This is a genomic window from Pseudomonas inefficax (genome assembly GCF_032164165.1).
Classification (GTDB): Bacteria; Pseudomonadota; Gammaproteobacteria; order Pseudomonadales; family Pseudomonadaceae; genus Aquipseudomonas; species Aquipseudomonas inefficax.
Window position 1 is genome coordinate 1,853,481 of sequence record NZ_CP134401.1, and the last position, 13,261, is coordinate 1,866,741.

13 protein-coding genes are annotated in these 13,261 nt (G+C 53.4%); 5 read left to right on the forward strand and 8 right to left on the reverse strand.

Annotated elements, in window-relative coordinates:
• The first annotated feature begins 265 nt into the window (after nt 1–265).
• A complete protein-coding gene (locus RIN61_RS08295) occupies nt 266–562 on the forward strand; it encodes a hypothetical protein (protein WP_313856656.1) in 297 nt (98 codons plus the stop codon).
• A gap of 127 nt (nt 563–689) precedes the next feature.
• On the opposite strand, the gene RIN61_RS08300 is transcribed toward RIN61_RS08295, so the two are convergent.
• Genes RIN61_RS08300 through RIN61_RS08310 form a run of 3 tightly spaced genes read right to left on the reverse strand, consistent with a single transcriptional unit; the run spans nt 690 to nt 4,307 of the window.
• The gene (locus RIN61_RS08300) at nt 690–2,684 is read right to left on the reverse strand and encodes a DUF3732 domain-containing protein (RefSeq protein ID WP_313856658.1); all 1,995 of its coding nucleotides are present in this window, start codon (nt 2,682–2,684) and stop codon (nt 690–692) included.
• Nucleotides 2,681–3,142 carry a three component ABC system middle component gene (locus tag RIN61_RS08305; protein WP_313856660.1) on the reverse strand — a complete coding sequence of 154 codons (462 nt, stop codon included), beginning with the start codon at nt 3,140–3,142 and terminating at the stop codon, nt 2,681–2,683. Before RIN61_RS08305 ends, RIN61_RS08300 begins: the two co-directional genes overlap by 4 nt.
• Nucleotides 3,135–4,307, reverse strand: coding sequence for a phospholipase D-like domain-containing protein (locus RIN61_RS08310; protein ID WP_236198290.1), 1,173 nt, complete (start codon nt 4,305–4,307; stop codon nt 3,135–3,137). The genes RIN61_RS08305 and RIN61_RS08310 overlap by 8 nt, the downstream gene beginning before the upstream one ends.
• 687 nt (nt 4,308–4,994) lie before the next feature.
• Between RIN61_RS08310 and RIN61_RS08315 the strand changes: the two genes are divergently transcribed.
• Nucleotides 4,995–6,545, forward strand: coding sequence for an SH3 domain-containing protein (locus tag RIN61_RS08315; protein WP_313856666.1), 1,551 nt, complete (start codon nt 4,995–4,997; stop codon nt 6,543–6,545).
• Nucleotides 6,546–6,926: 381 nt separating this feature from the next.
• Here RIN61_RS08315 and RIN61_RS08320 read toward each other — a convergent pair whose 3' ends face one another.
• Together RIN61_RS08320 and RIN61_RS08325 are read right to left on the reverse strand one after the other, a co-directional pair.
• The gene (locus RIN61_RS08320; protein WP_313856668.1) at nt 6,927–7,295 is read right to left on the reverse strand and encodes a histone-like nucleoid-structuring protein, MvaT/MvaU family; all 369 of its coding nucleotides are present in this window, start codon (nt 7,293–7,295) and stop codon (nt 6,927–6,929) included.
• Nucleotides 7,296–7,555: 260 nt separating this feature from the next.
• Nucleotides 7,556–7,882, reverse strand: a complete 327-nt coding sequence (locus RIN61_RS08325; protein ID WP_121162181.1) for a hypothetical protein — start codon at nt 7,880–7,882, stop codon at nt 7,556–7,558.
• Nucleotides 7,883–8,175: 293 nt separating this feature from the next.
• Between RIN61_RS08325 and RIN61_RS08330 the strand changes: the two genes are divergently transcribed.
• A complete protein-coding gene (locus tag RIN61_RS08330) occupies nt 8,176–8,508 on the forward strand; it encodes a DUF7693 family protein (RefSeq protein ID WP_183079115.1) in 333 nt (110 codons plus the stop codon).
• 188 nt (nt 8,509–8,696) lie between these two features.
• On the opposite strand, the gene RIN61_RS08335 is transcribed toward RIN61_RS08330, so the two are convergent.
• On the reverse strand, nt 8,697–8,906 hold the full coding sequence (locus RIN61_RS08335; RefSeq protein ID WP_121162183.1) for a hypothetical protein: 210 nt from the start codon (nt 8,904–8,906) through the stop codon (nt 8,697–8,699).
• A gap of 60 nt (nt 8,907–8,966) precedes the next feature.
• Nucleotides 8,967–9,197 carry a hypothetical protein gene (locus RIN61_RS08340; protein ID WP_121162185.1) on the reverse strand — a complete coding sequence of 77 codons (231 nt, stop codon included), beginning with the start codon at nt 9,195–9,197 and terminating at the stop codon, nt 8,967–8,969.
• Between the two features lie 390 nt (nt 9,198–9,587).
• On the opposite strand from RIN61_RS08340, the gene RIN61_RS08345 reads away from it, so the two are divergent.
• Nucleotides 9,588–10,382, forward strand: coding sequence for an OBAP family protein (locus RIN61_RS08345; RefSeq protein WP_121162189.1), 795 nt, complete (start codon nt 9,588–9,590; stop codon nt 10,380–10,382).
• A 598-nt stretch (nt 10,383–10,980) separates the two neighbouring features.
• Nucleotides 10,981–11,814, forward strand: a complete 834-nt coding sequence (locus RIN61_RS08350; RefSeq protein ID WP_220700303.1) for an AraC family transcriptional regulator — start codon at nt 10,981–10,983, stop codon at nt 11,812–11,814.
• 43 nt (nt 11,815–11,857) lie between these two features.
• Here RIN61_RS08350 and RIN61_RS08355 read toward each other — a convergent pair whose 3' ends face one another.
• Nucleotides 11,858–13,240, reverse strand: a complete 1,383-nt coding sequence (locus tag RIN61_RS08355; RefSeq protein WP_313856677.1) for an amino acid permease — start codon at nt 13,238–13,240, stop codon at nt 11,858–11,860.
• Nucleotides 13,241–13,261: the final 21 nt, after the last annotated feature.

Consider the following 13,261-nt stretch of genomic DNA (forward strand, 5'->3'; position numbering starts at 1 on the left):
CGAAATGTACCAGAGCAAGTGTAGACTTCATCGACGGCTCGCCTGCCTAAGCAAAACCCAAAAACGCTCGATTCAATCCAGAAATCTCAAGTGCTCAGTCTGCGTGATCATCTCTTGCCGACAGCACTTAAGTATTAGCCGCAATGTTTAAAATCTTCAAGATCGCTTCTGCATATCGGGCTGAACAATTTTGTAAACATCTGGAGACGGCGTGCTAGACGAAACGGGCTAGGCTTTCTGAAAGGAGATTCATCAGGAGGCATGGATGCGACATCGCGGAGAAGTATTCTGGGCTTGGGCCGACCCCAGTCTTGAGCACCGCTCGCATGAGGAAGCGCTTGCTGACGGAGCGAGACTTGATGTTCAAGTCCGGCTATCGCGATCCGGTGATACACAGCTTTTTATCGGGATCTACGAACCGTCAGGCCTGGCCCGGTTGGAAGAGGCCTACGACAAGAGGCCTGGCGATACGCTAGCTCGCGCGATGGCCTGGGGGGCTAGTCGTGGTCGAGTGCTTTCCCGAAGTGCGCCCTTGTCGTCAAAAGCCGGCTCGGCCTTCTAGCAACAGCAACCGAACGGATGAGCTTAGAAGGTAGGTGTGACCTACCCTGCTCAATGCACTGAGGCCAACGTAATCCGCAGCCGTGATTACGCGAGCCTCAGGCGAGATAGCTGACTGTATCTGGTGATCAGTCTGCTATGAGCCCACGCTGACGCCACCTGGCGCGAACGAAGTCGTTGTAACGATAGCCCTCTCCCAACTCGAGATGATCCGCGTGATCGCAGGCGATGATCTGCGGCATCACACCTGTCTCGTGTTTGGTCTGATCGCAGAATCGGGCAAGTTGGGTGAACATGTTGGCCACTGCATCCAGGTCATCATGCCAATCCACCCCCTTGTTCTCTTCCGAGCGGAGGTTTGCCGGGACGAACTCATCCCCATGGTCAGCTGAAGGGAAGTAGACTTGGGTCGGCTGATCGAGGAAAAGGATCGGTGGAATCTTGCAGTCCTTGGCACGCGCCGCAAATTGATAATGGAGCGCCATGAACAGCGTGAGGTGGGAGTACAGCCAGTTCGCTCCGCTACCCATGGATCGCAGGAACACTTTTTTGAATGCGTCCTTCTCATGCCACAGATCGAAAGTGTTCAGGTCGAATTTCAGGGAACCCGTCCTGTAATGCTGCTCGAAGGGGAAGTTCTTACCCAGTTCCTTCATCTTCTTGTTGATGTCGCGCGTCAGTCGATCCAGTTCGACTTCGACATCATACGAGCCCAGAAGCTCCTTCAATGCCGCAACCTTTTCCTCCCAGTACGCGGCCAGATCCTTCGAATCGGAAGGCACATCCTCCATGAATTTCTCGATCTCGATCTCGAGCCGCATCTTCGTTTTCTTTGGGGCATCTTCCAGGGCGTTCGCCTCTGCGCGCCTTGCCTCTTGCTCTTCAAAGGGCTTGAGCGCCCCTTGGACTTCCCTGATCTGCAGACGAATAGCCTTGATCTCTGCCTTCAGCTCACGGCTTTCCTGCCCAAGGCTCTCCCGTGCATACGACGAAAGCTTCAATTGGCCGTTCAGCCACTCGATGGCCTCGGTAAGCTTGTTGGCCTGGTCTTCCGGGATGTCGGAATGAGATTCGCAGACGGGGCAGAAGGTGTGATCGAGGCTGGTAGAACGAGGTACCGGCAGTGAAGCGAAATTGGCACCGATACCTTTGGCGTGCTCAACAGAACGATCCAGAAGATCGCTCCTGCCCAGCGCTGAGCGGAGCTCCAGAACAAGGCTGGCCTTCTTCTCTCGCAGCGATGCCACGGTGGCTTCGTAATCATCAGCCAGGCCGTCGACCAAAACCGGGGTGCCCTCCAGCTGCCGCAACGCTGCCTTAGGCTTGATGAAAATCTCCTCAGCAGTCATGTCGAAGAGGGGTTTGCCTGCGAGGGCTTTGTACTCGGAAAGCAGCCGCTCGAACTTGCCGATGGTGGCTTCTCGCTGCTTGTCGTCCTTCGTGATCTTAAGCTTGGCTCGACGCAGCTCGTACGAGGCCTCAGTGAGCTCTTTGGCGATATCGAAGTACTCCTCGCCTACAATGCCCATCAGGATCTTGAAGTGATCGATCGCCTGATCCCGTTTAACCTTCTCGTCGAAGCGGTAGAAAATCGCGTGCTTGTTCGCTACCAGGTTCTGGTGCTGGAGCATTAGTGACGGGAAGCTGCGTACCGACGGCGTTGCACTTTTCTTACCGGTGACCTCTTGGTACATCGGGTCGACGTCGATGTTCTCCAAAGTCACGCCGAAGTACCTGCCAAGGCTCTTGAGATACTGATCCCGAGGGATGAAGTATCGATCCTCGAAGAAGTAGTCGACGTGTTTCATGGCCTCAATGATTTCTTTCGCGTCAGATTCGGTGGCTTCGCGCAGGAAGCAGCGCTTCGAGGCAGCTACGCGCCCCGTCACAAGGGTCAGTTCGGGGAACTGCAGGACGGTGAAAAAAATCTCGCCACGGTCGGTCAGCTTGCCATCAGGGATGGTGTCCTCGCTGCTACCCATGCAGTAGTCGAAGATCTCGAGAATTGCGCTTTTACCAGTGGAGGATCTACCGGTGATGACGTTCAGGCCTGGGAAGAGCGGGACGTAGTGAAGCTGCTTGTCCTTGTCAACGACACCGATGTAGCTAACGTAGCAATTCATAGCGATTTGAGCCCCAGCGACCTGTAAATAGAAACGACACTTTCACCGTTAAAAACCACCGCCAGCTTTCTTGCGTACTTCATGAGCTTGTCGTCGGCGTTCTCTTCACGGATTTTCCCTTGCGACGCGACCGACATGTCGTCGGCGATCTGAATGCTCCTTTCTGACGTCAGGATCAGCAGGGCAGCATTGGTGATCGGTTTGAACTCTTCGAGACGCAGCTCAAGGCCCAGCACGCGGGATGGATCCTGCAACAGCGTACGAAGAGAGCTCTTTCTGCTGGAGTGATGCAGGAATTTGTGGAGCGGCTTGTAGGTTACTAACGGGAGGATCAGGTAGCTGAGCAAGACATCCTTTTCGGTACCATCCCAGTGGTCGTAGAACGAATGGATCACCGGTGCGAGTGCAAAGGGAGTTCGGCGCAGTGTATAGATGTGATCCGCGGCATTGTTACTCATCCCAGAGCCTCCAGTAGAACTCGTCTTCGACCTTGTCGGCCTTCGCATCGGCGAGCATGTGGTAGATGCCGTTGCGGAATTCCGTGGTGGTGTCTTCAAAGGTTTTCAGCTTCTCGACCCGTGCAGAATGCTGGGCGAAGAAAAACCTCAAGGAATTGAGCTTGAGCTGGATCGGGCACGTCTCACCCATGCAGTCGATCATCGCCATCTGCCGCCCATCCTGGTGACGATCCAAGTGGTTTTTCTGGTAGCGCTTGATGTCGAATGGCGAAGCTAGGCAGTCCGTGTACAGCTGGTCAATGACCTCGCCGGCGATCAGCAACTCCAAGGCCGCCTTTTTGAGCCGCTTCTCGCCTTCGATCTCAAAGATTTTCTTCACGAAAGGTCGGTCAGCGATCTCTGCCAGGTCAATACTCTGCTCCAGGGCATCGACATCAACCTCCGGGAAGATGCTGGAGTGGGACATATAACGCTTGGTCAGCTCAGCGACCTTTGCGTTGAAATCCTCACAGGAGATTTCCCAGCCGCTCTCGATGAACTTGGTACTGCCGATGAAACCGAGGATGTCATCGATGAAGCTCTGATGCTTCGACTCCCGGATCGCCCGCAGATGTAGAACCTTGAAGTCGTGAATACGCTCCTGGAGCGAAGGCGATGCGGTGATAAACACAGCCTTCTCCAGCACCTCCAGGAGGTCATCCTTCAGCGCGGGATCCATGACAGAGCGCTGCAGTGCCAAACCCTCGGATGGCTCCTTAGCTTTAGACCCAGCAAACTTTTTTTCGGCGGGGTCGTAGATGGCAGCCAGCAGAGCATGCTTTTGCGCGGCGGTGCTGCTGTTCCACCCCGTAAGTGTCGATCGGGGCGAAAACTCCTGGTTTGTCATCAGCACCAGGCTTTCGTAGGCTCGATGGTCGAAGGCCTTGTTCAGCCAGTTGTTCAGCGTGTTCCAGATGTTCGGATGGCCGTCCCTCAGTGTATCGGCGTAGAGCTTGACCTCAACCTGAGACGCGCCTTCGAGCGTCACGTCGCCATAGACCTCGACCCACAAGCGCTTACCTTTCTCAAGCTTGTAGCAGTACTCAAGCGCGACAACGAGCTGGTACTGAAGCGCTTCGAACAACTTTGTTGCATCAAAGGGTAATTTGTCAGGAGATTTGTCCATAAAGATTCCGCGAGCGCCCTAAATAGGCACGTAAGTTATCCAGGGTCGCTTCAGCACTGCTGCCCTTCGATATTCGAATACGTAGTCGCCACTGTACAAAAGCACAGCCACCAGATGCTGGCACTGTACAAAAATACAGCTCGAAATAGTTGGTCGGCCAGATAGTAACACCGCGAAAACGACAATCGCAAAGAATGTTTAACGGTATGTTTACCGCATACTCTGACAGAGTATAAAAACGGTATCCTAAGAGCATCCTCTTAATGTGATTTGTTTGACGTCAATTTCCCAATCCCAATGAGGATTGTTGTGTGAGGCCTCAACTTTGAACCCCAGCCAAAATTTGATGGAGTTCGTTTGCCTCAATGCAAGTCTCTGCCCCATGCAGAAGATGCACGCGCCCCTCTCATCGACCCGATGCCCGCCCCTTCCACCACCTCGCACCTCCGATCCCCAAAGCCGCACGTTCAACGAAAGGCATCCACGAGCAGCCGGACTCTTCGAGCCGGACTAGCGATGGCTTGGCTGTCTTCTCATGATGGTTGCAGTGCGTCCGAGACGGCGGCTTGGCCAAGGGAGAATGCAGCTGCTTCTTTGTGTTTCGGCCAGCCAGCGATGGAGGAAAATGGCTTAGAATCGCCTCCATCCAGGCCCCCATGTCAGAGGCCGCAGAAGGATGGTGATCGAGTGAAAGACAAGAGCCAGGCTCCGAGCAGCAGTGCAGGAAAACCGAAAAAGAGCTCCGAAGGCTCAGAGAACGAACTCGATCAAGCCACCCTTGGATCCGGCATTTCTGCACAAGGAGCAGTCGACAGTCAGGAAGCGGGGCCCGCCGCTGCTAAGCCCAAGCCCGAGGCCTTCGTACTTGATCTGGATGACGCTTCTGCTGAGGCTGAGTCAGCACCGCTCAATCCAGAAGAAGCTGCCCGAACATTTGCGACAGCTCGGGAGATGCTGGACTCTCCTTCCTTGAGGCAAGCGAGGGCCACACTCGACGCGATAAAGAATCCGCCTTGGAAAGATTCGGTTTCTGCTCTGAGCCTGATCAAAGACCCGTCTTGGAAGCAAGCTATGGCGTCAGTTGAGTCGATGAACAGCTCGTCTCTGCAACAAGCAAGAGCAGCCGTTGAATCGTTGAACAACTCATCGTTAAAGCAAGCTATGGCGTCAATTCAGTCAATGAACAGCTCGTCCCTACAACAAGCAAGGGCCGCAGTTGAGTCCATGAACAACTCCTCCCTGCAGCAAGCAAGGGCTGCGGTGGAATCGATGAATAGCTCGTCCCTGCAGCAGGCCGTGGCAGCGGTCAAGACGATGAACATTCCGTCCCTGAAGCTGGCAATGGCAGCGGTCGACTCGATCAACAGCTCCTCCTTGAGACAGGCCGTAGCGGCTATCGAGTCGATAAAAAACCCGCCTTGGAAGCAGGCAATGGCTACCGTCAACGCCATGGACAACGCTTCATGGAGAGCGACTGCAGCTGCACTCAACTCCCTCAATAACTCCAGCTTGCGTTCAGCCAGAGCAGCACTGGATTCCCTGAACCTCGCTTCCTGGAGAAGTAATTTTGCCGGGCTGGATTCGTTAACAAACCGTTCGGCCCTGCGTATGGCTGCAGCAGCTGTCACCTCGTGGGGAGAGCTGAATTCGCCGTTGCTGAGCTATCTCGCCTCTGACGAAGCCCCTGACCTTGCTCTGCTGCTGCGTGAAGCTGCATTCGATGCCCCGCTGGATTTGATTGAAAGCGGTGAGTTTGAAAAGTTCGAAGCCACTGCAGTGGACGGTCAGATAGTCGAACGGTTAGACCGTGGGGATGCAGTTGAGCAGTTGCCTGCAGTCTCCAGAGCCCGTCTGATTGCTTGCCTCGTGTTCCTGATCGCTATGGCCAGTGCGATCGTGGATGTCATAGGGGTTTGGCAGGCTTACGACTTCGTACAAGAGAAATTGTCCGGCGCGGAAAGCTCGACAGAAATCACCGAAACTCTAGCCACGATTCCCATGGACAAACTCAGCTTGCTCGACGGGCACAGGGTGCTCACTGGCGACAAGGTAAACTTGAGAACTGAGCCATCAGAACAATCTGAGATCAAGGCTTTACCGCAGAAGGGCGCCCTACTTGAGGTTCTGGAGGATGGCGAGGTCTGGATTCGAGTGTCTGTAGATGTCGCTGGTGAGGCCTTGGAAGGCTGGATAGCCCGCAGATATACCATTCCGATCCGACTGCCAGCCAAAAAATAGAGCTCAATCGCCCTCCGGCGTCTCCGGTGATGAGATCTTAGGCCAAGGCTCATCACCGCTCCAGGTATCTTCCAAGATGGATCTGAACACGCCGGCCAGTCCAGGGTGCTTACCTGCGGCTTGGAGTTCTTGTACGAGCTCCCTGAGATCATCTGCTTCTTGGGCTGTGAGTATCAAGTCGAGGTAATGCAGGCCTTCTGTAGCCTTAGTGAGCTGTGTTTTTTTTGGTCTTCCTGCATGGGGAAAGCCTCTCAAATGCCCGGGCGATTATTGATTTTTCCGTTGGCTTCACTGTCTCGCGCCCTCCTGTTCAACAGCCAAGACCTCGTTTCAAGCCATAAAAAAACCTCCGAAAGCGGAGGTTTCTTCAGTCCTTGCGGCTTACTTAGAGAGCCAGCTTTCTACTTCATCAGAACCATATTCAGCTTTCCAGGACTTCAACTTCGAGTGGTTGCCGCCCTTAGTCTCAATAACCTCACCCGAATGCGGGTTCTTGTATTGCTTTACTTGGCGGGCACGACGCGGCGCCTTCTCCGTAGCCGCAGGAGCCGCAGTGCGGCGACCGGACTGCGGATCTAGGAGGTTGATGATGTCACGCAGGCTAAAGCCGTACTTAGCCAGAAGGTCGCGCAGTTTGGTCTCAAACTCGATCTCTCGCTGAAGCTCACTGCTGCCCTTCATAGCTTCCAGCTCAGCCAACTGGGCGGCTAATTTTTGTTCAAGCTGACGAAATTCGGCCAATCTCGACATGTGCATACTCCGTGATGTGTACTTGGTCTTAAGAGAATCCTAACGCAGTTTAAGTTCAAACCCAAATGAAAATCCGCAAGCACATTCTGAGCTCGCGGGTCTATGGAAATGCCGAAAACTTTCGAGATATCTATTTTTAGTGAATCCAGCAGCTCAACTTGTTGTCCGGTCTGTAACCCATACAGCCAACTCCAAGGGCGAAGATATGGTGCCAATGCGGATATGGGGCGCAGTCCCGAAGCGCGCGCATTTACAGCACATTACTCAGCTACTGTGGCATCCAAAGCCTTGTACCAGTCAGCATATGGCGAAAGGTCTACCCGACAGTGATTATAGTCCGGGCTGCCGTCGTCCCACCAAACGGGCCCCCGCTCGCCCAGTCCCACTTTGGCAGCGTTCACTCGCGCACGCGCAGATTTGAGCATGCTCAAATCGTCAGCGCGCTTGGCCTTTTTGACATTTCGTCGAGCATCCATCAGGGCATGCACAAGGCGTTGCCGCTCGCATTCACTCAATGAAGGATTCGTGCAGCGCCAGAGCTGACCTTTAACAACGAAATAGCGTCCGTCTGGTGTCGTTGGATTCATAGCGCAGATCTCGTGAGCGATATATCAAGGACACCAGAGATGACTCAAAGGCTGCATGCCAGAAGAAGACGGATCGCCACATTGCCTGAACTGTCGATCGTGGAGGCAGCGCAACCTGCCAGCTGGATGCACGAGGGGAGCAAGTCAGCTTTCACTAGCGCCATGGAGCACATTTGTACTCCAACCTCTTCCTGTCGCTGCATCCACCAAACGCACCTCTCCTGCGTGTTTTACGGAGCTCCTTTGACACAGGTTATTATCGATGGCTGATCACTGAGAGGCTCAGGCAGCGTATGACTGAACATAGCCGGCACGACTTACCATCAGGCGCGTTAACGGCCCGGGACGTCAGCGAGGTGTTGCGAGATGCGGTGTTCGGGCGCCGGACAATGACCAAGATTGGCAGCCAGTCCTGGGAGCATGTGTACGCCTGCCACTTCGAAGTGGATATAGAGGGATGGCGGATCACGATCTACAACGACTGTGATGAGCTGGACTATTGCGAGCGGTGCGTTAGCCCGGATGGGCAGCGCTGGGATTTCGATCCTGGTGACCGGACAGATCCGGTTGCTCTACTGTCGACTTGGGAGCATCAGACACTGGAGCGTATGTTGAAAGCCCTGTAGAGCAATGAGGGCGTGCCCTCCCTGGCCAGGCTGTCATGAGCCGAGTCCTCATCGTACGCCGACGTCTCGAGCCTTCGGGCATCCATCCGTCGCGCCGGCGCGCTCCGCTTGCTGACTCTCATTTGGTGATCCTTCTAAGACGGCATTAGACCGCTAACTTATATTGGCGCCGACAGGAAGGCGGGTTGCTAATGGCCTTGCTCAGCCGGGCCACCAAAAGCTTGGAGCTGATAATCAGTGACGGCTTGAAAGCGATGTTCGGCCAACAGCTTGAGACGCTCCAGCTCCGCTCCAACTACCCCATCAGCCTGAGCTTGGTGGTACAGCTTGAGTGCTTCCACAGCCTCGCTGTACAGAGGGTGGTCGGGCATGAGCACCTTGCTCGGATCTCTGTTCACGATCTCTCCCTTTCGCCATGGCTATCCCAACGCGACGCCGTACCAGGGCGTGTATCCAGCCTACCACTGCTGGTCAGCTTGGAAAGAGTGGGCGTACATCAATGCTTCGTCCGCGAGCTCCAACATATCGGCCAAGGTTCCTGAGTCCACGGCATGCGTATCACGTAGTGCATATGCTTGGTGCAGAAGCTCCCTATGATGTTTCTTCGGCGCGAGGAGCAGCGCCTGGGTGTCGTTGAGCAGCTGCCGCCACTCCTGGATCGACATTACCGGCAGGTTGGTGCCTGTCATGGCGGCATCCTTTTTTACTGGATGCACATACAGCATTCCGAAAAAGCCCGGCTGCATAGGCAGTGCGGACGAAATGCGCCTGCGAGGGGAGTTAAGGTTGGCCGAGATTGAGCAAGGCTCGCCGAGCAACCCGCAAAGCCTGGATTCGGCTGACACAGACTGGGTTCATCCAAGCGATTTGCGATAGCCCTCCCCGATACTATTCACGTACTTCTCACATGCGGTGTGGGAACATTAGCTATCCCTATGTGTGATAGAAGCTCCCTTGCCCACCTAGCAGCGGGCTTTCTTTTGCCCGCAATTCTTCATCGACTCGAGCCATTCGTCCGTTGAGCTGTCCGCTTCATCGGCCAAGGCTGTCCTCTAAGGACACCAGCCAAAGACTTCCTCATGCGACAGCTATTCCAAACGATAACCCTTCCCCTCGCCTGCACTCTGCTGTGGGCTTGTTCCGCTCCCGAAACGAAGTCTCCTGTGGAAACACCAGACAGGCCCGAGTCTGCTAAAACCCAGCTGCTGGAAGCCGGCGCCGCGACGCTGCAGTCCAAGCCGCCCATTGACTCCATCAACGCCTACCTGGATGGCTTTCACTTTTACAACGGGCATCCGGACGTACAGATGGAAGCACACCATTACTGCTCGATCCTGAGTGAGGATGTGATCCAGTGCGTGATCTTCGATGGAAACACGAAGGGCGCCAAGATCATGGGCGTCGAGTACATCATCGACGACAAGCTCTTTGCCGGATTGCCACCCAAGGAGAAGGCGATGTGGCACAGCCATGGTTACGAGGTCTCTTCTGGGCAGCTGATCGCCCCAGGCATTCCGGCACCAGCTGAGCATGCACTGATGGAGCGCCTGGCGCATACCTACGGGAAGACATGGCATACCTGGCATACCGATCAGGACAAAGCGCTGCCGGTGGGGGTGCCGCAGTTGATGATGGGCTTTACCGCAGATGGGCAGGCTGATCCGGCGATGGTCGAACAGCGCAATCAGCGCCTGGGTGTGGATGCTGCAAAAACCAAAGCCGAGCGGGCTGACATTCGTATTCCTGCAGCTGATCCCCAGGCTGATGGCTGGCAGCACGGTAACGTCATTCAAATCACCGATCCAACTGGCGCGCATCTGCACCGCCCCGCTACATCGACTCCGGCGAATACCAACAGCCGTTCCAGCCAATAGCACTTGAGGCCAAGGCATGTAGCTACGCCTTGGGCGTGCCCCTCCGGGGACGGCTGTCGTGAACCGCAATCTGGCATAGCCAGGTTACGGCCCTATCGGGCCTTCATCCTCACGACTCTGGCCCTTCGTGGGCGGCGCGCTCCGCTTGTTATGGATAACACTAAAGTGTCGATGTGTCCCTGCTGGGGCTTAAGAGGTTGCCACCTCACCTGTCTTCAAAACGTGTCGAGTGTGAGCCGCAGGAGATCGATGGGCGAACGATGCGAGCCTTGCGAGTTCAGGAGATTGCCTACCACGTCGAAAACGGCTAAGGCAGGTATTAGATTGAATCTGTCGAGACGGTACAAAAAGCCCTTAGCCGGTTGGGGAAGTTTCCAGATCTCAGCTCCAGCGGTTCATCACGAACTCTGTAAAGAGCAGCCATGGCACGACCGCCCAAGCCGCTTTGGCGATTCCGATAAGCTTCCTCAAAGCCCAAGCGCCTATGCAGGCAAATAACCACAATGCAAAGAGTGTGGTGACATGGATATATCAGGATTTTCGTTGCCGTTAGGGGCATTGCGAAGAATCCAATACTGGATATACTTGGTCTTTCAGCATGACAATTAATACGGCCATGACAAACCAAAAAACAAACAACCAAGACTCAGACTCCAAAAATACAGAACAGCATGTATCCGTGGGGTTAGTTGAAATAACAGAACGAACTATCTTTAGCATAGAAAAACACGAATGGGGGCAGTTCGTTTATTCCGCCAAAGGGGTAGTGGAGTTAACGGTTAAGCGCGAACTTCTAACCGCCCCCCCAGAATTTGGAGTTTGGCTACCACCAGATACCGAACACCAAGCCTGGGTCGCCGACCACTCAGAATACTATTTGATCAATATTGATGCAGCTTCGTGCACTAAACTTCCAAACCACGCTGCAATAATATCAGTCAGCGACATCTGCAAGGCTATCCTAGCAGACCTCAAGCGCAGAAAAGTTGAGACACCGGCAACTGCGAAAGATATAAGACTTATGCACGTGCTTGTCGACCAAATGGGTGATGCGGTAAGCATTGAAAACTTCCTGCCAAGCTCAAACGATCCGACTCTGAAAAAAATTCTTGAAAAGCTATATGCAGACCCAGCAGACAATAAATCACTATTGGAATGGTCGCTTGTTGTTGGTTGCACAGAAAGAACGCTAGCTAGAAAATTCGATCGCGAGCTAAATATGAGCTTGGCAAAATGGAAGCAACGACTAAGGCTCTCACGAGCGCTTAAAATGCTCTCCGACGGAATGACCGTTCAGACCATCTCACAAACCCTAGGTTACAGTACACCCTCTGCATTCATTACAATGTTTCAGAAAGCCATGGGAACAACACCTAACAACATCAGAAAAAAACCAGCGGTCAAGTTAACATGTAAGCCCAAAAAAACTTAACCATATCAAGACGGAGCATTCCTTTGCCCCTTAAGGCTCAACATCAACTATCGAAAGTTTTCTCTCCAAGAGGATTTGCGACCCACAACCAGTATGCAACTGACAAAAGCGCCAACCATCCTCCGCCTACGTACAAGGCTGTACGTGATTCTGGGAACCAAGATAGAGTCCCGTAAATGAATAACATGAATATCACAGCACAAATTGGCCCTGCAGGCCAAAGCGGCACTGGATACTCCAATGCTTTCACTTCTGCCGGCCCCATTTTACGGCGCATTGCTATCTGAGAAAGCAGAATCATCAACCATACCCAGACGATTGAGAAAGTTACGATTGATGCGAGAACGATGAACAGACCATCAGGCATGAGGTAATTCAGCACAATACCCAGTATTAAGCCAGCACTCATTACTGCTACGGTCATCCAAGGCACTCCGAAGCGAGATAGAGTTGCAAACGCTGCCGGCGCTTGGCCAGTCTCTGCCATTCCGTACATCATCCGGCCTGCACTAAATATATCGCTATTAATAGCAGAGACCGCTGCAGATATGACGACAACATTCAAAATGGATGCTGCAGAATCAATACCTAAGCCACTGAAGATCTGTACGAATGGACTCCCTTCGCTTCCAACTTTGCTCCAAGGGTAAATCGACATCAAAATCAACAATGTCATTACGTAGAATAGCAAAATTCGGATAGGTACAGAATTTATAGCCTGAGGTAGTACCTTCTTCGGGTCTTTCGCCTCACCAGCGGTGATGCCTATCATCTCGACACCACCAAAAGCGAACATCACAACGGTGAATGAAGCCAACATCCCTGATATGCCATTTGGGAAGAATCCGCCATTAGCCCAAAGATTCGAAAAGCCACTTCGAGCTATACTAGAATCACCTGACTGCATCCCAAAGAACAATATCCAAGCACCCCCCATAATCATGGCTACAATCGCGGTGACCTTCAAAAGCGACAGCCAGAACTCCATCTCTCCAAATACTTTTACACTGCAGAGATTTAGGGCCCCAATTAGCAAAACAATTCCCAACACCCAGATCCACTTAGGCGTTTCCGGAAACCAGAAGCCCATATACACACCGAAAGCCGTAATATCAGCAAGGCAAACTACTAACATCGAAAATGCGTAGCTCCACCCAGTCAAAAAGCCCCAATAGCGGCCGAGGTATTGAGAAGCATAATGACCAAACGAACCTGACACTGGATTATTAACCGCCATCTCACCCAGCGCGCGCATCATCAAATAAATAGCCGCACCCCCAATCAGGTAAGCCAACAGTACTGAAGGCCCTGCCAACTTTATAGCAGATGCAGATCCGTAAAAAAGTCCCGTTCCGATAGCTGACCCTAAAGCCATGAATCTTATGTGGCGCGCACTCAGGCGTCGTCGAAGATTTGTATTTGTCATTTTCTTCGCCATTGATCATAT